A 24627-nucleotide genomic window follows, 5' to 3' on the forward strand; every position below is an offset into this window, starting at 1 on the left:
CAGCCGGGTGCGCGCGGCCGCTGTCGCCAGCACGCCACCATCGGGGCCGGGCGTGGCGTTCCGTGGTCAGAATCGGGCGATGGACCCGATGAGCCCGACCCCCACGCCCCGGCGCCGCGCCGGACCCTGGCTGGCCCTGCACGCCGGCATGCTGCTGCTGGCTGGCTGTGGCGGCGGGATCGACGAGTGGTTCAGCCAGAGCGAGAACGAGCCGCCGACCATCGCGCTGGCGGCGGCACCGACGCCGGTGGCGCCCGGCCAGATGCTGGTCCTGGTGGCGGCGGCCAGCGACGACGAGGGCATCGACGAGGTCGCCTTCTTCCGGGTCGAGGCCGATGGCGCGCTGACCCGCCTTGGCGCCGACGGCGAGGCGCCGTTCCTCTGGACCCAGGAAGTCGCCAGCGGCGCGACCGGCACGCTGCGTTACCAGGCGCGGGCCACCGACACCGACGGCAAGAGCACCGACAGCCTGATCGTCGAGGTCGAGGTCAGCGAGTGATCGGCAGCGGCTGGCGGCGTTGCGCCGCGGCCTCAGTGCCAGGCTTGGGATAGCGCGCCACCGGGGCGCTCGCAAGAGTGGGCTCGAGTCCGCCTGCGCGGACGAGGAGAGCGCATGGACGACGCGCTGCGCGCGCACGAGGCAGAGCGCCTGCGGGTTCGACGCCAGCTGGCCGGCACGCCGGCCGACGCGCCCACCGTCGGCTTGGCCATGTCGGGCGGTGGCATCCGCAGCGCCACCTTCTGCCTCGGCCTGCTGCGCGGCCTGGCCCAGCGCGGCCAGCTGACCCGCATCGACTACCTCTCCACCGTCTCCGGCGGCGGCTACATGGGCGCGATGTTCGGTCGCCTCGTCACCGCGGTCGGCATCGTGCGCGCGCAGGAGCTGCTGGCACGCCACGACTCGCCGGTGCTGGCCTGGCTGCGCCGCAACGGCCGCTATCTCACGCCCTCGGGCTCGCGCGACCTCGGCATCGCGGTCGTCAGCTACCTGCGTGCCTTCTTCGCGATCCATGGCGAGTTCATGATCGTCTGCCTGCCGTTCGCGCTGTTCGTGATGGCGCCGCACATCTGGCAGGCGACCACCGGTGCGCGCTTCGGATTCGCGCAGTGGCAGTCCTGGCAGGTGCTCTGGTGGCCGGCGGCGCTCGGCCTGTGGTTGCTGCTCGCACCCGGCCTGATGGCTGGCTACTGGGTCGCGCGCGACACCGCCGACCCCGGTCGCAGGCGCGTGCTGATGCCGCTGCGCGACCTCGTGTTCGTGGCGCTGCTGGGGCTGGCGCTGGTGCTGGTCTGGGCCGCGGCACGGCCGCCGCTGCCCGGCCTGCAGGCGCCGCTGACCGTGCCGGCGCTGGTGCTGGTGGCGATCTCCTCGTGCGCGATCGGCATGGTCGGGGCCCAGCTCCGGCTGCGCTTCAGCGACGACACCCGCTCGCTGGCGGTGGCGCGGCTGCGCAACCGCCTGACGCATGCGCTGCGCCTGGTGGCGCTGGTGGCCGCCGCGATGTTGCTGTTCGGCGCGCTCGATCGCGCCAGCTGGTGGTTGCTCGAGTCGCTGGCCTCTGGCGATCCGTGGGTCTGGGGCGGCGTCGGCTTCGGCGGCGCGGTGGTGCTGCTGATGCGCGCGCTGGCCCAGCCACTGCTGCAGCTCTCGCAGCGCACCCAGCCGAGCTCGCTGAAGGCCTGGGTGCCGCGGCTCGTCAACCTGCTCGGCCTGGTCGGCGTGGCGATGCTGGTCTGCAGCTGGCTGGTGCTGGCGCAGTTGCTGGTGTTCCATCCGCAGCCCTTCGCCGGGCTCGAGGCCTTCGGCCCCGGCGCGCGGGCGGTGATGCTGCTGGCGCTGTGCGCGGTCTGGATCGGCCTGAGTGCGGGCAACGAGCAGATGGCCAATGCCTCCTCGCTGCACAGCTTCTACCGTGCGCGGCTGACCCGGGCCTATCTCGCGGTCGGCAACACCGGCCGACCGATCGCGCGCGCGGCGGCGGCGGTGCCGGCGGGCCTCGATGCCGAGGCCGCGCGCCAGGCGCGGCGCCAGCACCACGACCTGCTCGACGTGACCGCGGTCGTCGAGGGCGACGACACCGGCCTCACCAGCTACAGGCCGGAGGCGGCCGGCGGCCCGATCCACCTGATCAACACCTGCCTCAACCAGACCCGCGACGACGCCTCCGGGCTGTTCAACGCCGACCGCAAGGGCACGCTGGTCACCGCCAGCTGGTACGGCTTCGAGGTCGGCGCCGAGCAGGTGGTGCCGGTGCCGGTGCAACCGGTCGAGGGCGCTGCCGGCAAGGACACCGGCACCCTCGGGCGCTGGATCGCGGTCTCGGGGGCCGCCGCCGCGCCCGGCGCCGGGGCCTACACCTCGCGCGGCTGGGCCCTGCTGCTGTACTTCCTCGGCGTGCGGCTCGGCTACTGGCTGCGCTCGCCGCAGCCGGCCTCGATCACCGGCCTGCGGCGCTGGCTGTGGCGCCATGCAATCAAGCCGGTGATGCTGTGGTCGGAAGGCACCGCCACCTACTTCGGCGCCACGCGGCCCTGGTGGTACCTCTCCGACGGCGGCCATTTCGAGAACACCGCGGTCTATGCGCTGCTCAAGCGCCGGCTCGACTTCATGATCCTCGCCGACTGCGGCGCCGATGCCGACTACGAGTTCGGCGATCTCGAGAACCTGGTGCGCAAGGCGCGCATCGACCTCGGTGCCGAGATCGAGTTCTACACGCGCCAGGACGCGGCGCGCCTGTTCACGCTGGCCGGCGCCTCGCTGACCGTGCTGTCGCCGGAGGACATGGCCGACAACCACTCCTCGCGCGGCGTGCTGCTGGCGCGCATCCGCTACGGCGCGCACGGCGGCCTGCCGGCCGCCGAGGGCACCCTGCTCGTCATCAAGCCCAACCTGCACGACGCGCTCGACGTCGACCTGCTGGCCTACGCCCAGCGGCGACCGGGCTTCCCGCACGAGACCACCGGCGACCAGAGCTTCGACGAGGCGCAGTGGGAGAGCTACCACCGTCTCGGCGAAGACTTCGGCCGCGAGCTGCACCCTGCCTGGCTGAGCCAGATCCCGGGCTGGACGCGCCACGAGCGCCACCCGCCGATCGTCGCGGCGCGCCTGCGTGGCCAGGGTGCAGCCCCCGAGGCGGTCACGCGCGACCCGCTCTGGAAGCGCTCGGCGCGCGCCACCGTGGTCGGCGCCTCACTCGGGCTGGGTGCCTCCGGCACGCTGCTGATCTCGCTGTGGCAGGTGCAGGAGGCGCTGCTGGCCAGCCAGAAGAGCGAGCGCGAGGAGGTGCGCCGGCTGTTCAGCGATTCGTCCAAGGCCTTTGGCGAAATCGAGGGCACCTGCCCGCGCATCACCGAGCAGGATTCGACCCGCCTGCAGCAACTGCAGACGGTGCAGGGTGCGGGCTCGCTGGCACCGATCGAGCGCGACGGCATCGGCCGCCTGCTCAAGCGGGTCGCGGCCGACGACTGCCCGGTTCGCCTCCAGGCCTGCAGCCAGGACCCGCTGCGCCACACCTGGCGCACGCTGTGCGCCAACCTCGAGCGCAGCGCCGGGCCACGCTCGGCCGGCGCCTTCGACTACTGGGCGCCGCCGCGCGCCGCCGGCATCGGCGTCGCCGATCTCGTCGGCCATGCGCTGGCGCTGCTGCAGGGCGGGCCGATGCCGCCGGCGTCGGGCGCGCGGGCCCAGGCCGCCGCCGCCGCGGCGCTGGTGCTGCCGGCGATGGCCGACGCGAACGGCGAGGACGCCGCCGCCGTGCTGGCCGACCTGCAACTGCCGGCGATCGGCCGCATCGTCGAGCACTGCCCGCGCGGCGCCGAGGCCGCTTCGCTCAACATCCGCGCCTATGACGAGCCGATGCGCGAGCTGGCGCGGCGGCTGCGCGATCCGCTGCTGGTGCCGGCGGCGCAGGCGCTGACCGTGCCCTCGGCCGAGAACGTCACGACCACCGCGCTGGTGCAGGGCACACGGCGGCCGGTGCCATGGCCGCAGGCGACGCTGCTGGTGCGCCGCAGCGACCGCGAGCGGCAGCCGGCCTGCATCGACGCGCTGCAGAGCTACCTGACGATCACGCTGACCGGGCTGCGGCGGGTGCCGACCGAGGTCTGGCTGCGCGAGCTGCCCGACGACCCGCTGCAGCGCAGCCGCGTCTTCGAGCTGTGGCTGCCGCCGACCCCGGGCTGGGGCGCCCCGATCGGGGCCTGAGGCAGGCGCGCCGAAGCGGCGCCGAGGCCGCCGGCGGCGGCCTCGTGTACAAGGCGCACCCGTGTGCCTTCCGCTTCTTCGCCGCATGCCGACCCGCCGTCTCCTCGCCCGCCTCGATCGCGCGCCCCGCGCCGCCTGCACGCTGGTACCGCTCGCGCTGGCCTGCACCCTGCTGTCGCCGGCCCGGGCCCAGGGGCCGAGCGCCAGCACCGCCACCGACGTGGCCAGCGACCGCCCGGGCGAGGTCGCGCTGCCGGTATGGGAGGCCGGCGTGGTGGTCGGCGTCGGCTCGGTGCCCGACTACCCGGCCTCCGACCACAGCCGCACGCGCGCGCTGGTGCTGCCGGTGTTCGTCTACCGCAGCCCGGTGCTGCGGGTCGAGGATGGCCGCATCCGCGGGCGCATCGTCAGCAGCGCCAACTTCGAGCTCGACCTCAGCGCGGCCGGCGCCTTCAACGCGCGCAACAACGAGGCGCGCGAGGGCATGCCGGCGCTCGACTACTTGTTCGAGCTCGGCCCGCAGGCGGTCTACCGCTGGGACCTGCGCGAGCGCGAACGCGTCAGCGCGCACCTCAAGGCGCGTGCCGTGTTCTCGACCGACTTCTCCTCGGTGCGCTATCGCGGCATCGTGGTCGAGCCGCAGCTGCGCTGGTCGCTCGGCCGGGTGGCCGGCAGCGCCTTCAATCTCGGCGTCTCGGCCTCGGCCAACTTTGCCGGCGAGCGCCTGCACGACTACTTCTACGAGGTCGCGCCGCAGTACGCACGTGCCGATCGCCCGGCCTACGACGCGCGCGGCGGCTACCTCGGCAGCGAACTCGGCCTGAGCCTGAACCGGCCGCTGACCGACCGCCTGCTGCTGCTGATGGGCGGCCGGCTCGGCTTCCACGCCGGCGCGGCCAACGAGGCGAGTCCGCTGTTCCGGCAGAAGACCACCTCGACGATCGGCATCAGCCTGCTGTGGACGCCGTGGCGCAGCGAGGCGACGGTCAGCGAGCGACCGGGGTCCTAGCGCGCTTGCGGTCGGATTGCGCGGTCGCGGGCGGCGCCGCGCATGCGGCCGACCCTCTCCCGGGATAGTCCCCGGTAGCTTCTGCCGGCGGCGCGGCTACAAACGACGCCGCGGCCCGTCCAGGGCCTGGAGGGCTCGTTTGCAGGTTCTGCAGTTGCTCATCAGCGGAGTCGCCCAAGGCTGCATCTACGGCCTGATCGCACTTGGCTTCGTGCTGATCTACAAGGCGACCGAGACCGTCAGCTTCGCCCAAGGCGACCTGATGATGGTCGGCGCCTTCATCGCGCTGGGCGTGATGAGCATGCTGGGCCTGCCGTTCTGGGTCGCGGTGCCGGCCGCGATCGCCGGCATGGCGGTGATCGGCTTCGGCGCCGAGCGGCTCGTGATCCGGCCCATCCTCGGCCAGCCGGCCTTCGCGATCGTGATGGTGACGATCGGCATCGGCTATGTCGCGCGCGGCCTGATCACGATGATCCCGGCGATCGGCACCGAGACCCACGCGCTCGAGGTGCCCTACAAGAACATCACCCTCAACGCCGGCGGCCTGGTGCTCGCGGCCGAGCAGCTGGTGGTGATCGCGGTCACCGCGCTGCTGTGCGCCGCGCTGTATCTTGGATTTCGCTACACCCGGGTCGGCGTCGCGATGCAGGCGGCCTCGCAGAACCAGCTCGCGGCCTACTACATGGGCATCCCGGTCAAGCGCCTGAACTCGATGGTGTGGGCGCTGGCGGCGGCGGTGGCGGCGATCGCCGGCCTGCTGCTGGCGCCGATCACCTTCGTTCACGCCAACATGGGCCTGGTCGGGCTGAAGGCCTTTCCGGCCGCGGTGGTCGGCGGCTTCGGCAGCCTGCCGGGCGCGATCGTCGGCGGCCTGGTGATCGGCTGCGTCGAGTCCTTTGCCGGCTTCTACCTGCCCGAGGGCTTCAAGGACGTGGCGGCCTACGTGGTGGTGCTGCTGATGCTGGTGCTCAAGCCGAACGGGCTGTTCGGCGAACGGCTGCGCAAGAAGGTGTAGGCCGGGGGCTCGATGCGCTTCATCTTCAAGACTTCCTACGACCAGGACATCGACCTCGCCAGGCATGGCGGCCACAGGTTCTGGTACGGGCTGCTGCTGCTGGTGCTGTTCACGGCGCCGCTGTGGGTGCCGGAGTACTGGCTGTCGCAACTCGGCTTCATCCTGATCTACGGCATCGTCGGCCTCGGACTGATGCTGCTGGCCGGCTTCACCGGGCTGTTCTCGATCGGCCACGCGGCCTTCCTCGGCGTCGGCGCCTACACCGAGGCGGTGCTGGCCGCGCGCGGCTGGCCCTTTCCGCTGTCGATCCTGATGGCGATGGGCCTGTCGGCCGCGGTCGGCGTCGTGGTCGGCCTGCCGGCGCTGCGCGTCAAGGGCATCTACCTCGGCATCGCGACGCTGGCCTTCGGCTTCATCGTCGAGGAGGTGCTGGCGCGCTGGGAGTCGGTCACCGGCGGCAATGCCGGGCTCTCGGTCAAGCCGGTCGACATCTTCGGCTGGCAGCCCGGCTCGGGCGCCGGTTTCTATCTGGTGTGCCTGGTGCTCGCGGTGCTGGCGACGCTGATGGTGCTGAACATCCTGCGCTCGCCGACCGGGCGTGCGTTTGTGGCGATCCGCGATTCCGAGATCTCGGCCCAGAGCATGGGCATTCACCTGGCGCGCTACAAGAGCCTGAGCTTCGCGCTGTCGGCGGCGCTGGCCGGCCTCGGCGGCGCGCTCTACGCGCACAAGATCAGCTTCCTTTCGCCCGACCAGTTCAACATCCTGCAGTCGATTGACCTGCTGCTGATGGTGGTGATCGGCGGCCTCGGCTCGGTGCATGGCGCCTTCCTCGGCGCCGCGTTCCTGATCGCGATGCCGCAGCTGATCTCGCTCGGCAAGGACTTCCTGCCGCCGGTGATCGGCCAGGCGGCCGGGCTGCAGGGCCTGGTCTACGGCCTGGTGCTGATCGGCTTCGTGCTGTTCGAGCCCTACGGCCTTTACGGCCGCTGGCTCAAGGTGCGCACCTGGCTGCAGCTGGCGCCGTTCTACCGGCGCGGGCTGTTCAAGCGGCAGAAGTCCTTCCAGAAATCGGAGCGCCTGAAATGAGCGGCGAGACGCTTCTTTGCGCCCGCAACCTCAGCGTCCAGTTCGGCGGCGTGAAGGCCGTCAGCGACGTCAGCTTCGACGTGCAGCGCGGCGAGGTGTTCACGCTGATCGGTCCCAACGGCGCCGGCAAGACCACGGTCTTCAACCTGATCAGCCGCATCTACACGCCGACCGCCGGCGAGATCCTGTTCGAGGGCCGTGCGCTGTCGGGCGTGGCGCCGCACCAGGTGGCCGCACTCGGCATTGCGCGCACCTTCCAGAACATCGAGCTGTTCGAGCACGCGACGGTGTTGCAGAACCTGCTGATCGGGCGCCATCGGCACCTGGATCACCCGCTATGGAAGGAGCTGCTGTTCACGCCGAGCGTGCGCGCCTCCGAGCGCGCGACGCGCGAGAAGGTCGAGCAGGTGATCGACTTCCTCGACCTGCAGCACTACCGCGACACGATGGTCGCCGGCCTCGCCTATGGCGTGCGCAAGGTGGTCGAACTGGCCCGTGCGCTGTGCACCGAGCCGAAGCTGCTGCTGCTCGACGAGCCATCCTCCGGCCTCAACGTCGAGGAGACCGGCGACATGGCCTTCTGGATCCAGGACATCCGCGACGATCTCGGCATCACGGTGCTGATGGTCGAGCACGACATGAGCCTGGTCTCGCGCGTGAGTGACCGGGTGCTGGCGATGAGCCAGGGCCAGGTGCTGGCACTCGGCACGCCGGCCGAGGTGCAAGCGCATCCGGGCGTGATCGAGGCCTACCTCGGATCGGCAGGCGACCTTTCGTCGTTGCGGCGCAAGCCGGCGATCGAGGAGGCTGCATGAGCGCGAACGTGGTGCTCGCACTGACCAACGTCGAGAGCGCCTACGGCCCGATCAAGGCGATCCGGGGCGTCAGCCTGAAGGTGCGCCAGGGCGAGATCGCCACCGTGCTCGGCAGCAACGGCGCCGGCAAGAGCACGATCCTGAAGACCATCTCCGGAATCATCGATCCGCGCAAGGGCACGGTCGAGTTCCGCGGCGAGGACATCACCGCGAAAGATCCGGCGCTGATCGTGCAGAAGGGCCTGTCGCACGTGCCCGAGGGGCGCGAGGTGTTTCCGCTGCTCTCGGTGCACGACAACCTGATGATGGGCGCCTATACCCGGCACGACCGCGACGCGGTGGCGCGCGACGTCGAGGCCGTGTACGGCTACTTCCCGATCCTGCGCGAGCGGCGCGCGCAGGACGCTGGCCTGCTCTCCGGCGGCCAGCAGCAGATGCTGTCGATCTCGCGCGCGCTGATGGCGGCGCCGGCCCTGATGCTGCTCGACGAGCCGAGCCTCGGCCTGTCGCCGCTGCTGACGCGCGAGATCTTCGAGATCGTCGTGCGCATCAACCGCGAGCGCGGCACCACGCTGCTAGTGGTCGAGCAGAACGCCAACATGGCACTCAACGTGGCCGACTACGGCTACGTGCTCGAGAACGGCCGCATCGTGATGGAGGATTCCTGCGACCGCCTGCGCGAGAAGGACGACATCAAGGAGTTCTATCTCGGGGTCAAGGAAACCGGGGCGCGTGGCGAGCGGCGCTGGAAGAAGAAGAAGACGTGGAGGTGAGGATGAGCCCACTGCACGGCCGCCCGAAAGTGGGCTCGCTCCCCCTCGGGGGGGCGGGCGCGTAGCGCCCTTGGGGGCACCACCAATCATGAGCAATCTCTGGGACCTGAGCCACATCCAGCCGCGCGCCGACATCGTGATTCCGGGCGAGACGATCCCCGCGCTCTTCCTCAACGCGGTGACCGCGCGTGGCGACCGGATCTTCATGCGCGAGAAGAAGCTCGGCATCTGGCGCGCCTGGAGCTGGAACGACACGCTGGCCGCGGTGCGCGAGACCGCCATGGGTCTGGCCTCGCTCGGCCTGGAACCCGGCGACTGCGCCTCGATCCTGTCCAACACCGTGGTCGACTGGGTCATCGCCGACCTCGGCGTGCTCTGCGCCGGCGGCGTCAGCAACGGCATCTACCCGACCGACGCCGCCAACCAGGTCGAGTACCTCTGCGCCGACTCGTCGACCCGGGTGCTGTTCGTCGAGGACGAGGAGCAACTCGACAAGGCGCTCGAGGTGCGCGAGCGGCTGCCGCTGCTCAGGCACATCGTCGTCTTCGACATGGAAGGTCTGCACCGCTTCAACGATCCGATGGTGATGAGCCTGAAGGCGCTGCGCGAGCGCGGCCGCGCCTACGACGCCGCGCACCCGGGCGAGTTCGAGCGGCGCGTCGCCTGCCGCGGGCCGCGCGACCTGGCGATCCTGATCTACACCTCCGGCACCACCGGCCGGCCCAAGGGCGCGATGCACTCGCACCACGGCTTGATCCACACGGTGCGCGGCTACAACCTGATCTTCAGCCAGGACGAGCGCGACGAGCGCATGTGCTTCCTGCCGCTGTGCCACGTGGCCGAGCGGCTCGGCGGCGAGTACTTCGCGATCTACACCGGCTCGATCCTCAACTTCGTCGAGAACCCCGACACGGTGCCCGAGAACGTGCGCGAGATCGCGCCCACGGTCTTCACCGCGGTGCCGCGAGTCTGGGAGAAGTTCTATTCGGCGGTGGCGATCGCGGTGGCCGAGGCCGGGCGCGGCCAGCAACTGCTCTACCGCTGGGCGCTTGGCGTCGGCGAGGAGGTCGCCGCGCGCGTGCTCGCAGGCGAGCCGGTGCCGCAGACGCTGCGCGCGCGCTTCATGCTGGCGCGCTGGCTGGCGCTGGACAACGTGCGCAAGCTGATCGGCATCCACCGCGCGCGCTTCCTGGTCACCGGCGCGGCGCCGATCTCGCCGGAGCTGGTGCGCTGGTACATGGCGCTCGGGTTGCCGATGCTCGAGGTCTGGGGCCAGACCGAGAACTGCGGCGCCGCCACCGGCATGCCGCCCGGGCGCATCAAGCCGGGCTCGATCGGCCAGGCCGGCGCCTACAACGAGGTCCGGGTCGACCTCGCCACCGGCGAGCTGCTGATCCGCGGCGACAACGTCTTCATGGGCTACCTGAACCAGCCCGAGAAGACCGCCGAGACCATCGACGCCGAGGGCTGGCTGCACACCGGGGACGTGGGGTCGGTCGATGAAGACGGGTATTTCCGCATCACCGACCGCATGCGCGACATCATCATCACCGCCGGGGGCAAGAACATCACGCCCAGCGAGTTCGAGAACGAGCTCAAGTTCTCGCCCTACATCACCGACGCGGTGGTCATCGGCGACAAGCGGGCCTACCTGACGGTGCTGATCATGATCGACCAGGAGAACGTCGAGAAGTACGCGCAGGACCACGACGTGCCCTTCTCCAACTACGCCAGCCTGACCCGCACGCGCGAGGTGCAGGAACTGATCCAGACCGAGATCGACCGCGCCAACAAGAAGTTCGCGCGGGTCGAGCAGATCAAGTCCTTCCGCCTGCTCGACACCCAGCTCAGCGCCGAGGACGAGGAACTCACGCCGACGATGAAGCTCAAGCGCTCGCTGGTGCAGAGGAAGTACGCCGCGCTGATCGAGTCGATGTACGGCACCTGATCACCCACAACACCTACCGAGGAGACCGCCATGAAGAAACTCAAGCTGTGTTCCATCGTCGCGGCGCTCGGCGCCGTGGCTGCCGCCGGCCCGGCCGTCGCCCAGAGCCAGGGCGTGGCCAAGGAAGAAATCACGATCGGCTCGATCCAGGATCTTTCGGGCCCGATCGCCGGCTTCGGCAAGCAGGTGCGCCTGGGCATGATGCTGCGCGTCGACGAGGTCAACCAGCAGGGTGGCGTCAACGGCCGCAAGCTCAAGCTGCTGGTCGAGGACTCGGCCTACGACCCCAAGCGCGCGGTGCTGGCGGCGCAGAAGCTGGTCAACCAGGACAAGATCTTCGCGATGGTCGGTCACATCGGCACCGCGCAGAACCTGGCGGCGATGCCGGTGCAGTTCGAGAAGAACGTCATCAACTTCTTCCCGGTTACCGCGGCGCGCGAGATGTTCGACCCCTTCCACCGGCTCAAGTACAGCTTCGCCGCGCCCTACTACGACCAGATCAGAACCGCGCTGCCCAAGCTCGCCAAGGACAAGGGCGCCAAGAAGATCTGCGCGGTGCACCAGGACGACGAGTTCGGGCTCGAGGTGCTGCGCGGCGCCGAGGCCGGGCTCAAGAGCATGGGCGCCGAACTGGCCGAGAAGACCAGCTACAAGCGCGGCGCGACCGACTTCTCGAGCCAGGTCGCCAAGATGAAGGCCGCCAACTGCGACTTCGTCGTGCTCGGCACCATCATCCGCGAGACCATCGGCGTGATCGGCGAGAGCCGCAAGACCGGCTTCTCGCCCACCTTCCTCGGTTCGAGCGCGGCCTACACCGACCTCATCCACAAGCTCGGCGGCCCGGCGATGAACGGCCTCTACGCCACGATGACGGTGCAGAACCCCTACCTCGACGAGGCCTCGCAGCCGATCCGCTTCTGGGCCACCAAGTACAAGACCGCGTTCAACGAGGACCCGACCGTGTTCTCGGTCTACGGCTACAACGTCATCGACTCCTTCGTGCGCGCCGCCACCAAGGCCGGTCCGGGCCTGAGCACGGACAGCTTCATCAAGGCGATGGACACGATGGTGATTCCGCCCGACATCTTCGGCAGCGCCGAGGGCCGCTTCGGTCCGAAGCAGCGGCTGGGCAGCGATGCCTCGCGGCTGTCGCAGATCACCGACGGCAAGTGGAAGGTGGTCTCCGAGTACATGAAGCCGCAGTAAGGCGCGGCCATGTCGAGGCAAAGGCCGCCCACGGGCGGCCTTTCGCGTTGCGGGACCAGCGCGCCTGCCCCTCCGACGAGGGGATCGCTCCAAAGGTGGATGCGCCGCGGGCGTCGAGCGACGATGCTTCAGGCCAAGCCAACAGCAGGAGTACGGCGTGAACTTCCAGCAATGCGATGTGGACGGATTCAGGATCTACGCCGGTGCGCTGGACACCCCGCACGGCGGCTACATCGCCGCCGTCGAAGTGCACCGGGTGAACCCTCCGCGCAGCGCGCCGTCGATGGCCGACCATGCCGAGCGCATCTTCAGCAACGATCTGCTCTCGGGCGGTCACCGCTTTGCCGAACCCGAGCTGGCCTTGCGCCATGCGCTGCAGATCGGCCGCCAGGTGGTCCGGCTGGCGGACGCCGCCGCCGACTGACGCTGCGGATCTGGGCGCCGATCAGCGGCGCCGGCGCAGCGCCAGCACCACCAGCGCCAGGCCGCTGGCCACCGCCACCGCGATGGCGACCCAAGCCTGCGGTGGCAGGCTTGCCGAAAGCGCACTGCCCGTGTCCGGCATCGGCACCGACACGCTGATGATGCCGGCGGGCTTTCCCGCCACGTAACCGTAGCCACCGCCGCCGTTGAACTGCGCGTTGGTACGCATGAACTCGGGCGCCGCCTCGGCGTTCCCGTGGCACTTCAGGCAGCTGGGCTGCGCCATCACCGCGCGTGCATAGAGCAGCTGGCCCGACTTCACGCTCCAGTACTCGAGCTGGCGCTTCGCGTCGTTGCCAGGGAGGGCGTCGATCGCGTCCATGGCTTCGCGCTCGAAGGCACCGGGCGCGTTGTTCGGGTTGAGCACGCTGCGCGCGGTCAGGCGGTAGCGCGACTTGCTGCCGGAGGCGGCGATCACGTCAGCGACCTCGCGCTGGATCAGCGCCGGGTTCTTCCAGTGGTAGGCCTCCATACGCTCCATGGCACCGCGCTCGGAGGCGCGATCCTCGCTGCGCAGCCCCTGCAGCACCGCGGCGTCGCCGGAAGCCCCGGCGTAGACCGAGCGGGTCAGGAACGCGCCCGGAATCGTCGTCCCGGCGCCGGTGGTGCGCACATGCACCCCGCCGTACTGCGAGGCCCAGCGGCCTACGTTCTCGGCCATGTCGGCCACGGTGCGGCCCTCGCTGACGGTGCGCTGAAGCACGATGGACTGGGCGGTCCACCACGCGCCCAGACCGAGCGCGACCAGAAACAGCGCGAGCAGCGCGACAAAGCCAAGGCCACGCGCGCGCGGCGCGGCCGACTGCTTGGCAGCAGGCATTGGGTGCATTTGGGTCCCCCTGGCGGGCCGAGGGCCCGCGTTGTTTGTCGTGATCAAGGCAGCGGTGCGCCCGGAGCGCACCGCCGATTCAGTGTCGCCGAGGCGATGCCGGATCGGGCCGATCGAGGGATCCGGCGGCGACTGGTCCGTGGCGCCGCCGCATCATCGGCTCGCCAGCCTCAGGACTGCGCGCGCAGTGTCGACACCGGCTGCGCCTCGGGCGCCTCGGCGTAGCGCCGCAACGCAAAGGCAAACAGCAGGCCGCCGCCGTACATCAGCACGCCGTACACCGCGCCCGGCACGGCGAGCGCGTCATCCTTGAGCACGCTGCTGGCGATGACCAGCGCCAGCGTGGCGTTCTGCACCGCGGACTCGATGCCCAGCGTCACCGACTGCTTGCGCGACAGGCGCGCAAGCCGGGCCGCGAGGAAACCACAGGCCAGCATGGCGAGGTTCAGCGTGATCGCAAAGATGGCGAGGCTGCCGAAGTTCTCGCGCAGCAGGGTCCAGTTCTTGGCCACTGCCGCCAGCACGATGAGGATGAACAGCACCGTTGCCAGGCGTGTCGCGAGCGGCTCCCATTTCAGCGCTGCCGCGGGCCGGAGGTGACGTGCCGTCATGCCGAGCGCGACGGGCACGCCCAGCATGAGAAAGATCTGGCCCATCATCGCGCCGACCGGCACCGTCACGGCCTGCGCGCTGCCGGCAAAGTGCTGCAACGACCAGGCCACGATCAGCGGCAGCGTGAAGATCGTCAGCACGCTGGCGACCGCGGTGAAGCTCAGCGCCAGTGCCACGTCGCCACGGGCGATGTAGGTCAGCAGGTTGGAGGTGGTGCCGGTCGGGCAGGCGGCCAGGATCATGAAGCCGACCGCGAAGGCGCCGGTCAGGCCGATGGTCTTGATCAGCAGAAGGCACACCAGCGGCAGCAGCACGAAGTGGCACAGCATGCCGACCAGCAGCGCGCGCGGCTGGCGGACGATGCGCTGGAAGTCCGCCGGCGTCAGCCCCAGCCCGAGCGAAAACATGATGAAGGCCAGGATGGCCGGCAGCAAAACGCCTGAAACGATGTCGCCTTGCATGGCTGGTGTCTCCTCGCGCCTTGTGGTGGCGCTGTGCTTGCGGGCCGCCAGGCGGCGAAGGTTTCGGTTGGTTCGTCGGCAGCGCCGACGGGCCGAGCATCATCGCCGCGACACGGCGATCAGCTGACGATGTAAACCCCGGCACCGGTGCTCAGGCGCTGGCCTTCGGCGTCGTGAAACTCCATGCGCGTCGATGCGACCCGGCTGCCCAGCCGCAGCACCTCGGCCTGTGCCGTGAAGTGCGGGCCGTGCCCGGGCCGCAGGTAGTCGATGCGCAGGTCGATCGTGCCGAGTTTGGCAAAGCGGTGCAGGCGTTGCTCGACGGGTTCGTCGAGGTGGCGCGCGCCGATCGCCGCCATCACCGCCAGCCCTCCCATCGCGTCGAGCGTGGCGCTGATCACGCCACCGTGCAGTCGCTGGTGCGCGAAATGGCCGACCAGCTCGGGCCGCATCTCGATGCGTGCGCGGACCAGCTGCGGCTCGATCGACTCGATCTTGAGTCCGAGCACGCGGTTGAAGACGATGCGCTCCTCGAACAGCAGTTTCAGGCGCGCGATGAACTCGGGCTCGAAGGCGGTGTCGGCACCCATGCTCAGGCCTTTCCGGGCTTGCGCTGCTTCGATGACCACTGCGACCTGGCGCCAGCCTTGGGTGCCGCCATGAACGCGCTGCCGTCGTCGCCCGGCTTCAGTTCCGGCAGCGGCCGGCCCGAGTCGCGCCATTCGACCGCCGCCGCGAAGCCGTGCTCCTGTGCGTAGCGCTGGAACCAGCGGCCCTCGGGCGAGTGGCGCGTGATGCCGTCGAACAGCGTCGCCAGGCGCTGCGTGTTCTCGAGCCCCATCGCGTCGACCGCTTGGTTGATCATCATCTTCTGCATCATCAGCTGGTTGATCGGCACGCCGGCGATGCGATCGGCCCAGCGCGCGACGCAGGCGTCGAGTTCCTTCGCCGGCACCGCCTCCAGCGCCAACCCGATCGCCGCGGCGGTGCGACCGTCGATCAGGTCGCCGGTGAACAGCATGCGCTTGGCCAGCATCGGACCCAGCCGGTAGACCCACATCGCGGTGGTCGGGCAGCCCCAGACACGCGCCGGCATGTAGCCGATCTGCGCGTCATCGGCCATCAGGACCAGGTCGCAGCACAACGCGATGTCGCTGCCGCCGGCGGCGGCGTAGCCATGCACCTTGGCGATGGTCGGCTTGTGGCTGCGCCACAGGCTCATGAAGTCCTCGGTGTTCTGCTTCATGAAGCGGTAGTCGCGCAGCGGGTCCCAGGGCAAGGGTTGGTTGGCCGGATGCTCGCCCTCGGCGTAGTCCTTGAGGTCGTAGCCGGCGCAGAAGGCCTTGCCGGCACCCTGCAGCACGATCAGGTGCACCGCGTCGTCGGCGTTGGCGCGCTCGACCGCGGCGCGGATCTCGCCCGGCATCGCGTCGTTGATCGCGTTGAGCCGCTCGGGGCGGTCCAGCGTGATCGTCGCGATGCGGTCGTCCACCGCATAGCGCAGCGTCGAGAACGCGGGTTCGGGTTTGCGGCCGGCCATGGCTCGTCCTCCTGGTCGCGCATTCAGCCAGCGGCGGCGCCCGCGTGTCAACGTCAACCCGCTGCCGCGCGCGCGAGCCAGCGGCTAGCATCCGCCCACCGCCACCACGGACCCCGCCATGAGCCTCCTGATCCTTGGCCTGCTGCTCTTCCTCGGCATGCATTCGGTGCGTGTCCTTGCCGAGCCGCTGCGCAGCGCGCGCATCGCCAGCATGGGCGAGCGCGGCTGGAAGGGCCTCTACACGGTCGTCTCGATCGTCGGCCTGGTGCTGATCTGCTGGGGCTACGTGCTGGCGCGCCAGCAACCGCTGGTGCTGTGGAGCCCGCCGCTGTGGACGCGCCACGTGGCCGGTCTGCTGATGCTGGTGTCGTTCATCCTGCTGACGGCGGCCGAGGTGCCGGGCAACGCGATCAAGCACCGGTTGCAGCACCCGATGCTGCTCGGCACCAAGGTCTGGGCCTTCGCCCACCTGCTGGCCAACGGCACGCTGGCCGATCTACTGCTGTTCGGCAGCTTCCTGGTCTGGGCGATCCTCGCCTTCCGCAGCGCGCGCCGGCGCGGCGAGGCGCGCGGGCGGGCACCGACGATGGGCGGCACGATGACCGTGATCGTCGTCGGCATCGGCCTCTGGCTGGTGTTCGCCTTCTGGGCGCATCGCTTCCTGATCGGCGTCAGCCCCTTCGGCTCCTGATGCACGGGCTGTTCGAGGCCGAGGACGGCCGCCACCGCTGCGCCTGGTGCCAGGCCACGCCGCTCTACCGCGCCTATCACGACGACGAATGGGGCTTTCCGGTTGCCGATGACCGGCGGCTGTTCGAGAAGCTCTGCCTCGAGGGCTTCCAGTCGGGCCTGAGCTGGCTGACGATCCTCAACAAGCGCGAGAACTTCCGGCGTGCCTTCGACGATTTCGACGCAGAGCGCGTGGCCGGCTACGGCGAGGCCGAGGTCGCGCGGCTGCTGGCCGACGCCGGCATCGTGCGCCACCGCGGCAAGATCGAGTCGACCATCAACAACGCACGTCGGCTGCTCGAACTGCGCGCCGAGTTCGGCTCGCTGGCGGCCTACGTCTGGCGCCACGAGCCCGAGGCCGCATCGCGCCCGGCCGAGCCGTCGTGGGACTGGCTGCGCGCCAACCCGACCGCGCCGGCCTCCGTGGCGATGAGCAAGGATCTCAAGAAGCGAGGCTTCAGCTTTGTCGGCCCGACCACGGTCTACGCCTTCATGCAGGCGATGGGCCTGGTCAACGACCACGTGGCGGGCTGCACGATGCGGGCTGGCGCGCTCGCGGCGCGCGCCGCCTTCACGCCACCGGGCTAGGGCCCTCCGAGGTGGGAGCGCCGGCGTCCCCCGGCATGGGGCACGCCTCGGTGCGACGGCCGACCGGTCGGCGGCGCCGAACATCCTCTCCAGCGGCCCGCTCCGGGCCGCGGCAAGGGATGGAGGCCGAATTGAACAAGAGCAGCAGCACCCCTCAGGGCCTGGCGAAGCACTGGCGCCGGTGGCGCCAGCCTCGCAGCCAGGAGCGCGCGACGCGCGGCGAGGATTTCATCGGCCCGCTCCTCCAACCGGTCTGGCCGGGCTGGGTCGACGTCGCCCAGGCGCCGCGCCGCCGGCGCGAGCCGCAGCGCAGCGATCCGCCGCGCCGCGCGCATGCTGGCGGCTGCGGCTGGTTCGAATCGAGCCACGAGTTGCGCGGCGGACTCGAGGTGCGCGAAGAGATGTTGCTCGAACTGCCAGGGCCTGATGAACTGGACCGGACGCTTCGATTCGTCTGACCGCGCCGTGCCGCGCTCCCGGACAATGGCCTCGATCAGCAAGACCACGCCGAGGAGCCTCGCATGTCGAGCACGCCCGCCGATCCCGACCACGGGCTCGACTTCCGCCGCGACCCGCGCAACGGCAAGCGCAACACGACGCCCTTCGCCAAGGCGGTGTTCGGCGCCACGCTGCACGCGCTCGGCGCACAGGGCGCGTCCGCGGCGCTCGAGGCTGAACGCGACTGGCGCCGGCACTATCCCCGCCACCTGCTGGCGCTGACCGAGGCCCAGTTGCGCGCCGATGGCGCGGGCGCGCTGGCGGCGGCCGGCGCCGGGCTCGACGCGGCCTGGAGCGGCATCGGCTTCGAGCGCGGTGGCCGGACGCTGGCCCTGGCCGAGGCGATGCGTGCGCCGGTGGCCGCCTCACTGCACACCCATGTCGTGCGCGGCCAGGGCGCTGCCGCCGTCGAGCGCTGGCGCCTGCCGTTGCGCGGCCGCTGGCTCGAAGGCGCCGAACTAGAAGACCAGATCGACCGCTGGCTCGAGGCCGGCGTCATCGAGCCCGGCCATGCACGGGCCCTGCGGCGCGTGATGGCGCATCCAGAGTGGTTCGATCTTTCCGACCGCCATGTGGCCTTGCTCGGCGCCGGCTCCGAGGCCGGGCCGCTGCAATGGCTGGCACGCTGGCGCGCCAACATCGTGGCACTCGACCTGCCGCGGCCGGCCGTGTGGCAGCGCATCGAGGCCGTGGTCCGGGCCGGCAACGCGCGCCTGCTGCTGCCCTTGCGCGACGGTGGTGGCAGCGCCGACTGGAGCGAACTCGCCGGCTGCGACCTGCTGCGCGCCACGCCCGAGGTCGGCGCCTGGCTGTGCTCGCTCGGCGTGCCGCTCGACCTGGCCGCGATCGCCTACGCCGACGGCGCCACCCATGTGCGCGTGAGCCTGGCGATGGACGCGGTGATGCAGGTCGTCTGCGAGGCACAGCCCGCCAGCAGCCGCATGTTCATGGCGACGCCGACCGACATCTTCGCGGTGCCGGCCCGGGTTGCCGAAGCGGCGATGCGTGCCTTCGCCGAACGTCGCCCCGGCACCCGCGCCGCCGACGCGGTGCTCGGGGCCCTCAGCGGCGGCAGCTTGCTGCAGCCGCACGTGGGCGGCTTGCTCGATGCAGGCGGCGGCGAGCGCGCCGGCATCATCGACGCGCTGGTGCTGCAGCAGGGCCCGAACTACGCACTGGCCAAGCGGCTGCAGCAATGGCGCGCGCTGCTCGCGTGGCAGCGCGGCGAGCGGGTCAGCTTCAACGTCACGCCCTCGACCACCACGACCTCGGTCGTCAAGCACCCGGCGTTGAAGGCCGGCTTCGCCGGCGCGCACCACTACGCGGTCGAGGTCTTCGAGCCGGCCACCACCAACGCCATCAGTGCCGCGCTGTGGGTGCATGACCTGCGCCACGACGAGCCGGCGCCGGCCGGTCACCCGCTGCTGCGGCTGGCCGCCAACGCCAACCACGGCGGGCTGTGGCGCGTGGGCTACCTGCCGCGCAGCGCGCTGCCGCTGGCGGCGGTGCGAGGACTGCTGGGCGGCACGCCGGCCTGAGTGCGGCCGCCGCCCGCCGTGCGAGCTAGATGCCGAGCATCTTCTTCGCCTCGCCGAGCGACTTCATCGAGGCGTCGTGGTTGCCGGCCTTGTGCTGGGCCTCGCCGTCGGCGCGCAGCTTCTGCACCTGCGCCTTCTGCTCGGCGTTGAGTTGCGGGTTGGTCGCGAGCTTGGCGTCGATCGCCTTCATCTCGTTGGGGCAGTTGTGGGCCAGGGCCACGGTGGCGCCCAGCGCCAACATGAGCGTGACGAGCAGCTTGTGCATGGCTTCTCCTGTGGTTGAAAACAAGGCGCGCGCATCGTAGGCCTCGGCAGAGCCCATGATGGCCTGCGGGCTTTCTAGAATGGGCCGCAGATGAGCGCCTCTTCCCAAGCTGCCGGCGACAACGCCCGCAACACCGCCGACAAGCCCACCCCCGCCTACCGCCGCAAGCTGTTCTGGGTCGCGCTGCTGTATTTCTCCGAAGGCCTGCCGCTCGGCGTCTTCTACGACCTGTTCCCGGTCTACTTTCGCCAGCAGGGCGTGAGCCTGGCCGACATCGGCCTGCTGTCGTTGCTTGGCCTGGCCTGGACCGTCAAGTTCCTGTGGGCGCCGGCGGTCGACTGGGCGCGCCACCACCGGCGCTGGATTGCCGCCGCCAACCTCGGCATGGCGGCGGTGATGTGCGCCTTCGCGCTCGGCGGCACCGGCTTCGGCACCTGGGTCTGGTGGGCGATCGGCTGCTTCACGCTGCTGTCGGCCACCAATGACATCGCCACCGACGGCTACACGATCGAGCTGCTCGACCGCCATGAGTACGGCATGGCCAACGGTTTCCGGATCGGCTTCTACCGCGCCGGCATGCTGGCCGCCGGGGTGCTGCTGATCGTCTCCGGCTGGTATGGCTGGACCTGGGCCTGGGCGCTTGGCGCCGCGGTGTTCGTGGTCAACGGCTCCGCCGCGCTGCTGGCGCCGCGCGAGAAGCCGCGCGCCGGCGCCGCGCCCGGCCTGCTGCGCGACGAATGGACGCTGCTCAAGCAGCAGCCGGCCTTCCTGCTGGCGCTCGGCCTGGTGCTCGGCGGCCTGCTGTGGCCGGTGCTCGGCCCGCTGGCGAAGGCGCTCGGCTGGAGCGCGGTGCAGACGGTCAGCGGCAGCTGGTGGTTCAAGGGCGCGCTGCCGGTCGGGTTGATGTTCGCCGGCGCCGCGTTGCTGGTGCGCGCGGCCCAGGGTCCGCGCGCCGACGAACTCCGCCAGGGACCGGTGTTCGGCGCCTGGGTCGAGTTGCTCGCGCGGCCCGGCATGGTTGCGGTGCTGGTGTTCATCCTCACCTTCAAGCTCGGCGACGCGGCGATGGGCTTCATGGTCAAGCCCTTCTGGGTCGACGCCGGCTTCACCGCGGCGCAGATCGGCGTGGTCAGCGTCAACCTCGGGCTCGGCCTGTCGATCGCCGGCGGCCTGATCGGCGGCTGGTATGTCGACCGGGTCGGCATCTTCAAGGGCCTGTGGGTGCTCGGCCTGTGGCAGGCGCTGTCGAACCTCGGCTACGCGGCCGCCGCTTCGGTGGTGCCGCTGGTGCCGGCGGGAACCGAAGTCGCTTTACAGCATCAACTCATCGTCTACAGCGCGAGTGCGCTCGAGAGTTTCACCGGCGGCCTCGGCACCGGGGCCTTCCTCGCCTTCCTGATGGCGATCACGAGCAAGCAGCGCGCGACGACGGAGTACGCGATCCTGTCCAGCATCTTTGCCTTCAGCCGCGCCGTGGCCGGCTGGGCCGGTGGCATCGGCGCGCAGGAGATGGGATACGCGAACTACTTTTTCCTGACCTTCTGGCTGTCGTTCCCGGCCTACTTCCTGCTGCCAGCGGTGAAGCGGATGCTGGAGCGACCGCCGCAAGCCTGAATCCCGATCGATGCCTCCGCTGTTTCGCCACCACTGCCGCTTCTGCCTCGCGCTGTCCTGTCTTGCCACCGATGCCGGTGCGCCACCGAGCCCGACCCGGCGGCGGCTGCTCGGCGCGCTCGGTGCCGCGCCGCTGGCGGCTCTTGCGCAGCCGCAGCAACCGCCCCACGAGGGCGTGCGCGGCGAGGTCGGCAAGAACTCGGTCTTCACCAACTTCGTCTCGGCCGAGCAGGTCGAGCGCGCGGCGGCGCCGCAGTACTCGCAGCTGCTGCAGCAGGCGAGCCAGAAGGGCGCGCTGGCGCCGGAGAACCATCCGCAGCTGCTGCGGCTGCGCGCGATCTCCAGGCAGATCATTCCGCACACGGCGCAATGGAACCCGCGCGCCGCCGGCTGGCGCTGGGAGGTCAACCTGATCGGCTCGCAGCAGGTCAACGCCTTCTGCATGCCGGGCGGCAAGATCGCCTTCTTCAGCGGCATCCTGCAGCAGCTGCAGCTCGACGACGACGAGGTCGCGACGATCATGGGCCACGAGATGGCGCATGCGCTGCGCGAGCATGCGCGCGAGCGCATCGGCAAGAGCACGGCGACCGGCCTCGGCCTGTCGCTCGGCGCCCAGCTGCTCGGCTTGGGTTCGGCCGGCGACCTGGCGGCCAACATCGGCACCCAGCTGCTGACCCTGGTCTACAGCCGCAGCGACGAGACCGAGGCCGACCTGGTCGGCATGGAGCTCGCGGCGCGCTCGGGCTACGACCCGAAGGCCGGCCTCAGCCTGTGGCAGAAGATGGCGCAGGCGGCCAAGGGCGCGCCGCCGGCGTGGCTGTCGACGCACCCGTCGAACAGCGCGCGCATCGACGACATCCGCGCCCGGCTGCCCAAGGTCGAGCCGCTCTATGCGAAGGCGCCGAAGCCAGCACAGCGCTTCGCGCCGATGGCCAAGTCCGCGGCGCGTTGACCGGGCTCAGGCGTCGAGCGCGTCCACCATGGCCGCGCGCAACAGGTCGGCATCGACCGGCTTGTGCAGCAGGCGCAGGTTGGTGTCGTGCGCCTGGCGCAGCCGCGCCGGCGCGATGTCGCCGCTGATCAGCAGCGCCGGCAGGTCCGGCCACAGCTGGCGCAGGCGGTGGATGCAGTCGATGCCGCTTTCATCGTCCTGCAGGCGCAGGTCGGCCAGCACGATGTCGGGCTGCGAACGGTGCGCCGCCGCCAACGCCTCGGCGCCGTCGGCGGCGAGGCTGACGACGCAACCGTGGCTCTCAAGCAGCGCATGCATGCCGCTGCGCACCGTCAGCTCGTCGTCGATCACCAGCACCCGGCAGCCGCGCAGGGCCTCGGCGCTCGGCGGCGCCGGACGCGGCGCGGCCTCGGCCGCGGCCACCACCGGCAGTTGCAGGGTCACCGTGGTGCCGCTGCCGAAGATCGACTTCAGCGCGAGCTCGATGCCGAGCAGGTCGGCCAGTCGGCGCACGATCGACAGGCCGAGGCCGAGCCCGCGCTCGCGGTCGCGGCCGGGGTTGCCGAGCTGGTAGAACTCCTCGAAGACGCGCGCCTGCTCGTGCTCGGGGATGCCGCGCCCGGTGTCGGCGATGCTGAGCTCCAGGCGCTCGCCGATCGGCCGCAGCCTCACGGTGACCTGCCCGCGTTCGGTGTACTTGAGCGCGTTGTCGATCAGGTTGCGCACGATGCGCTCGAGCAGCAGCGGGTCGGTGCAGACATGCTGCCCGCCCTCGATGTCCAGCTCGAGCCCGAGGCCGCGCGCGCGTGCCACCGGCTGCATGTCGCGGCACAGGCGCTGCACGAAATCGCCGAGCGCGAAGTTCAGCGACTCGGCCCGCACGACGCCGGCGTCGAGCCGCGAGACGTCGAGCAGCGCGTCGAGCTGCGAGCCGAGCACGCGCAGCGCGCCGTCCATGTGCTGCGCGATCTCGCGGCTGCGCTCGTCGAGCGGGCGCATCAGCAGCGCGGCGCCGAACAGCGACAGCGTGTGCATCGGCTGGCGCAGGTCGTGGCTGGCGGCGGCCAGGAAGTGGGTCTTGGCGCGGTTGGCGGCCTCGGCCCGCGCCAGCGCGGCGCCGAGCTCGCGCGTCAGACGCTGCTGCTCGTGGCGGGCGGCGATGGCTTGCACATGCTGCTGCCAGGCGCGGCGCCCCATCGCCAGCAGCGACAGCGCGAACAAGCCAACCAGGATCGCGACGACGATGCCCAGGCCGCGCATCTCGGGCGTGCTGCCGGCCGGGCCGACCAGCGCCCAGACCAGGACCAGCGAACCCACGCTCGGCACCAGATAGGCCAGCAGCATCGGGCGATAGCCGAGGTTGGTCGAGACGACGCCGGCGCTGACGAACATCAGCACGATCGTCACGACCGCGAGTTCGACGGTGTGCAGCCAGGGCGCGAAGACCACCGCGCTGCCGAGCACGAGGCCATTGACCACGCTCATCGCGAGCGCGACGCGCATCCGCGTCGCCTCGCTCGCCGGGCCCGGCCGCGCCAGCCGCGGCAGCACCACGCTGCGCAGCGCGAGCACCAGGCAGACCAGCACCAGCCAGCCCAGCGCCCAGCCGCGCGGCACCTCGCGCGAGGCGACCGCCGCGATTGCGAGCGCGCTGAGGAAGATCGGCGCCGCCACCACCGGGCTTTGGCGCGCCAGGTGTGTCAGCAGGGCCTGGCGCGGGGTCTGCAGTGCGATCTCGTCGGCTGCCGGTGCCGGTGCGGGCATCGGGGGAACGATGAGGCTCATTTCAGGATTTGCAGCAGCCATTGGTTCAGATCGTTGATCTCGTCCATGCAGACCGAGTGTTCCATCGGGTAGTCGTGCCACTCCACCTCGTGGCCGAGTGCACGCAGCGCGTCGCGCGAGGCCTCGGCGCGGGCCAGCGGGATGATCCCGTCGAAGCGGCCGTGGCCGAGGAAGATCGGCACCTCGGCGTTGGCCGCACTGCGTTCGGCCGCAGTGCTCGCCGCCAGCGGCAGGTAGCCCGAGAGGCCGACCAGGCCGGCCAGTCGCTCGCCGTGGCGCAGCCCGGTCAGCAGCGTCATCGCACAACCTTGCGAGAAGCCCATCAGCACGATGCGCGAGGCCGGGATGCCGCGCGCGACCTCGGCCTCGATCAGTGCCGCGACCAGCGCCTGCGAGGCGCGCAGGCCGGCCTCGTCCTCGCGCCGCACGAGGTCGGTGCCGAGGATGTCGTACCAGGCACGCATGCGCATGCCGCCGTTGATCGTGACCGGCTGCACCGGCGCGTGCGGGAAGACGAAGCGCACCGGGGCGACCGCGGCGAGGTCGAGTTCGCGCGCGATCGGCACGAAGTCGTTGCCGTCGGCGCCGAGGCCGTGCAGCACGATGAGGCTGGCGGTCGGATCGGGTGCGGTTTCGAGCTGCAGGGCTTCGAGTGGCATGGGACTTCCGTGTCG

Annotated in this window: 23 protein-coding genes; 16 read left to right on the forward strand and 7 right to left on the reverse strand. The window is 70.7% G+C overall.

Annotated features, from left to right (window positions below; translation table 11 throughout):
• Positions 1 to 88 precede the first annotated feature (88 nt).
• The 10 genes from EV670_RS08625 to EV670_RS08665 all read left to right on the forward strand — a co-directional run bounded on the left by EV670_RS08625 (position 89) and on the right by EV670_RS08665 (position 12483).
• Positions 89 to 499, forward strand: coding sequence for a hypothetical protein (locus EV670_RS08625; RefSeq protein WP_130431429.1), 411 nt, complete (start codon positions 89 to 91; stop codon positions 497 to 499).
• A 114-nt stretch (positions 500 to 613) separates the two neighbouring features.
• Positions 614 to 4204: a hypothetical protein gene (locus tag EV670_RS18740; protein ID WP_207225032.1), complete on the forward strand. Its 3591-nt coding sequence runs from the start codon at positions 614 to 616 to the stop codon at positions 4202 to 4204.
• An 85-nt stretch (positions 4205 to 4289) separates the two neighbouring features.
• Positions 4290 to 5213: a MipA/OmpV family protein gene (locus EV670_RS08630; protein WP_130431430.1), complete on the forward strand. Its 924-nt coding sequence runs from the start codon at positions 4290 to 4292 to the stop codon at positions 5211 to 5213.
• 139 nt (positions 5214 to 5352) lie between these two features.
• Positions 5353 to 6228 (forward strand): branched-chain amino acid ABC transporter permease, encoded by an 876-nt coding sequence (locus EV670_RS08635; RefSeq protein ID WP_130431431.1) that lies wholly within the window; start codon positions 5353 to 5355, stop codon positions 6226 to 6228.
• 12 nt (positions 6229 to 6240) lie between these two features.
• Positions 6241 to 7317, forward strand: coding sequence for a branched-chain amino acid ABC transporter permease (locus EV670_RS08640; protein WP_130431432.1), 1077 nt, complete (start codon positions 6241 to 6243; stop codon positions 7315 to 7317).
• Entirely contained in the window at positions 7314 to 8132 is an 819-nt protein-coding gene (locus EV670_RS08645; RefSeq protein WP_130431433.1) for an ABC transporter ATP-binding protein, read from the forward strand. The genes EV670_RS08640 and EV670_RS08645 overlap by 4 nt, the downstream gene beginning before the upstream one ends.
• Complete coding sequence (locus EV670_RS08650; protein WP_130431434.1) at positions 8129 to 8905, forward strand: ABC transporter ATP-binding protein; 777 nt, start codon at positions 8129 to 8131, stop codon at positions 8903 to 8905. The genes EV670_RS08645 and EV670_RS08650 overlap by 4 nt, the downstream gene beginning before the upstream one ends.
• Positions 8906 to 8993: 88 nt before the next feature.
• Entirely contained in the window at positions 8994 to 10853 is a 1860-nt protein-coding gene (locus tag EV670_RS08655; protein ID WP_130431435.1) for an AMP-dependent synthetase/ligase, read from the forward strand.
• Positions 10854 to 10883: 30 nt separating this feature from the next.
• Positions 10884 to 12059, forward strand: coding sequence for an ABC transporter substrate-binding protein (locus EV670_RS08660; RefSeq protein ID WP_130431436.1), 1176 nt, complete (start codon positions 10884 to 10886; stop codon positions 12057 to 12059).
• Between the two features lie 157 nt (positions 12060 to 12216).
• Positions 12217 to 12483: a hypothetical protein gene (locus EV670_RS08665; RefSeq protein ID WP_130431437.1), complete on the forward strand. Its 267-nt coding sequence runs from the start codon at positions 12217 to 12219 to the stop codon at positions 12481 to 12483.
• Positions 12484 to 12504: 21 nt separating this feature from the next.
• Here the strand turns inward: EV670_RS08665 and EV670_RS08670 are convergent, their stop codons facing one another.
• From EV670_RS08670 to EV670_RS08685, 4 genes are all read right to left on the reverse strand, one after another.
• Positions 12505 to 13362: a Tll0287-like domain-containing protein gene (locus EV670_RS08670; RefSeq protein WP_165393273.1), complete on the reverse strand. Its 858-nt coding sequence runs from the start codon at positions 13360 to 13362 to the stop codon at positions 12505 to 12507.
• A 179-nt stretch (positions 13363 to 13541) separates the two neighbouring features.
• On the reverse strand, positions 13542 to 14444 hold the full coding sequence (locus tag EV670_RS08675) for a bile acid:sodium symporter family protein (protein ID WP_130431439.1): 903 nt from the start codon (positions 14442 to 14444) through the stop codon (positions 13542 to 13544).
• Positions 14445 to 14563: 119 nt separating this feature from the next.
• Entirely contained in the window at positions 14564 to 15034 is a 471-nt protein-coding gene (locus EV670_RS08680; protein ID WP_130431440.1) for a thioesterase family protein, read from the reverse strand.
• 2 nt (positions 15035 to 15036) lie between these two features.
• Positions 15037 to 15984, reverse strand: a complete 948-nt coding sequence (locus EV670_RS08685; RefSeq protein ID WP_130431441.1) for a crotonase/enoyl-CoA hydratase family protein — start codon at positions 15982 to 15984, stop codon at positions 15037 to 15039.
• Positions 15985 to 16102: 118 nt separating this feature from the next.
• Here EV670_RS08685 and EV670_RS08690 point away from each other — a divergent pair, with 118 nt between their 5' ends.
• The 4 genes from EV670_RS08690 (at position 16103) to EV670_RS08705 (ending at position 19337) form a co-directional block, all read left to right on the forward strand.
• A complete protein-coding gene (locus EV670_RS08690; RefSeq protein ID WP_130431442.1) occupies positions 16103 to 16675 on the forward strand; it encodes an NnrU family protein in 573 nt (190 codons plus the stop codon).
• Positions 16675 to 17301, forward strand: coding sequence for a DNA-3-methyladenine glycosylase I (locus tag EV670_RS08695; RefSeq protein WP_130431443.1), 627 nt, complete (start codon positions 16675 to 16677; stop codon positions 17299 to 17301). The genes EV670_RS08690 and EV670_RS08695 overlap by 1 nt, the downstream gene beginning before the upstream one ends.
• Before the next feature lie 131 nt (positions 17302 to 17432).
• On the forward strand, positions 17433 to 17759 hold the full coding sequence (locus tag EV670_RS08700) for a hypothetical protein (protein ID WP_130431444.1): 327 nt from the start codon (positions 17433 to 17435) through the stop codon (positions 17757 to 17759).
• Between the two features lie 63 nt (positions 17760 to 17822).
• Complete coding sequence (locus EV670_RS08705) at positions 17823 to 19337, forward strand: hypothetical protein (RefSeq protein WP_130431445.1); 1515 nt, start codon at positions 17823 to 17825, stop codon at positions 19335 to 19337.
• Between the two features lie 25 nt (positions 19338 to 19362).
• Here EV670_RS08705 and EV670_RS08710 read toward each other — a convergent pair whose 3' ends face one another.
• Entirely contained in the window at positions 19363 to 19602 is a 240-nt protein-coding gene (locus EV670_RS08710) for a hypothetical protein (RefSeq protein WP_130431446.1), read from the reverse strand.
• Positions 19603 to 19692: 90 nt separating this feature from the next.
• Between EV670_RS08710 and EV670_RS08715 the strand changes: the two genes are divergently transcribed.
• Together EV670_RS08715 and EV670_RS08720 are read left to right on the forward strand one after the other, a co-directional pair.
• Positions 19693 to 21216, forward strand: coding sequence for an MFS transporter (locus EV670_RS08715; protein WP_130431447.1), 1524 nt, complete (start codon positions 19693 to 19695; stop codon positions 21214 to 21216).
• A 10-nt stretch (positions 21217 to 21226) separates the two neighbouring features.
• Complete coding sequence (locus EV670_RS08720) at positions 21227 to 22168, forward strand: M48 family metallopeptidase (RefSeq protein ID WP_130431448.1); 942 nt, start codon at positions 21227 to 21229, stop codon at positions 22166 to 22168.
• Between the two features lie 6 nt (positions 22169 to 22174).
• On the opposite strand, the gene EV670_RS08725 is transcribed toward EV670_RS08720, so the two are convergent.
• Positions 22175 to 23953, reverse strand: a complete 1779-nt coding sequence (locus EV670_RS08725; protein WP_130431449.1) for an ATP-binding response regulator — start codon at positions 23951 to 23953, stop codon at positions 22175 to 22177.
• Positions 23950 to 24612 carry an alpha/beta hydrolase gene (locus EV670_RS08730; protein WP_130431450.1) on the reverse strand — a complete coding sequence of 221 codons (663 nt, stop codon included), beginning with the start codon at positions 24610 to 24612 and terminating at the stop codon, positions 23950 to 23952. Before EV670_RS08730 ends, EV670_RS08725 begins: the two co-directional genes overlap by 4 nt.
• Positions 24613 to 24627: the final 15 nt, after the last annotated feature.

The organism is Rivibacter subsaxonicus (assembly GCF_004217215.1).
In the GTDB taxonomy this organism is placed as follows: Bacteria; Pseudomonadota; Gammaproteobacteria; order Burkholderiales; family Burkholderiaceae_C; genus Rivibacter; species Rivibacter subsaxonicus.

Coding starts and splice junctions, on each gene's coding strand:
- EV670_RS08710 (WP_130431446.1), bottom strand. CDS start 19,602: ATGCACAAGCTGCTCGTCACGCTCATGTTGGCGCTGGGCGCCACCGTG.
- EV670_RS18740 (WP_207225032.1), top strand. CDS start 614: ATGGACGACGCGCTGCGCGCGCACGAGGCAGAGCGCCTGCGGGTTCGA.
- EV670_RS08660 (WP_130431436.1), top strand. CDS start 10,884: ATGAAGAAACTCAAGCTGTGTTCCATCGTCGCGGCGCTCGGCGCCGTG.
- EV670_RS08685 (WP_130431441.1), bottom strand. CDS start 15,984: ATGGCCGGCCGCAAACCCGAACCCGCGTTCTCGACGCTGCGCTATGCG.
- EV670_RS08720 (WP_130431448.1), top strand. CDS start 21,227: ATGCCTCCGCTGTTTCGCCACCACTGCCGCTTCTGCCTCGCGCTGTCC.
- EV670_RS08645 (WP_130431433.1), top strand. CDS start 7,314: ATGAGCGGCGAGACGCTTCTTTGCGCCCGCAACCTCAGCGTCCAGTTC.
- EV670_RS08670 (WP_165393273.1), bottom strand. CDS start 13,362: ATGCCTGCTGCCAAGCAGTCGGCCGCGCCGCGCGCGCGTGGCCTTGGC.
- EV670_RS08730 (WP_130431450.1), bottom strand. CDS start 24,612: ATGCCACTCGAAGCCCTGCAGCTCGAAACCGCACCCGATCCGACCGCC.
- EV670_RS08640 (WP_130431432.1), top strand. CDS start 6,241: ATGCGCTTCATCTTCAAGACTTCCTACGACCAGGACATCGACCTCGCC.
- EV670_RS08675 (WP_130431439.1), bottom strand. CDS start 14,444: ATGCAAGGCGACATCGTTTCAGGCGTTTTGCTGCCGGCCATCCTGGCC.
- EV670_RS08725 (WP_130431449.1), bottom strand. CDS start 23,953: ATGAGCCTCATCGTTCCCCCGATGCCCGCACCGGCACCGGCAGCCGAC.
- EV670_RS08705 (WP_130431445.1), top strand. CDS start 17,823: ATGTCGAGCACGCCCGCCGATCCCGACCACGGGCTCGACTTCCGCCGC.
- EV670_RS08695 (WP_130431443.1), top strand. CDS start 16,675: ATGCACGGGCTGTTCGAGGCCGAGGACGGCCGCCACCGCTGCGCCTGG.
- EV670_RS08630 (WP_130431430.1), top strand. CDS start 4,290: ATGCCGACCCGCCGTCTCCTCGCCCGCCTCGATCGCGCGCCCCGCGCC.
- EV670_RS08690 (WP_130431442.1), top strand. CDS start 16,103: ATGAGCCTCCTGATCCTTGGCCTGCTGCTCTTCCTCGGCATGCATTCG.
- EV670_RS08680 (WP_130431440.1), bottom strand. CDS start 15,034: ATGGGTGCCGACACCGCCTTCGAGCCCGAGTTCATCGCGCGCCTGAAA.
- EV670_RS08715 (WP_130431447.1), top strand. CDS start 19,693: ATGAGCGCCTCTTCCCAAGCTGCCGGCGACAACGCCCGCAACACCGCC.
- EV670_RS08625 (WP_130431429.1), top strand. CDS start 89: ATGAGCCCGACCCCCACGCCCCGGCGCCGCGCCGGACCCTGGCTGGCC.
- EV670_RS08655 (WP_130431435.1), top strand. CDS start 8,994: ATGAGCAATCTCTGGGACCTGAGCCACATCCAGCCGCGCGCCGACATC.
- EV670_RS08650 (WP_130431434.1), top strand. CDS start 8,129: ATGAGCGCGAACGTGGTGCTCGCACTGACCAACGTCGAGAGCGCCTAC.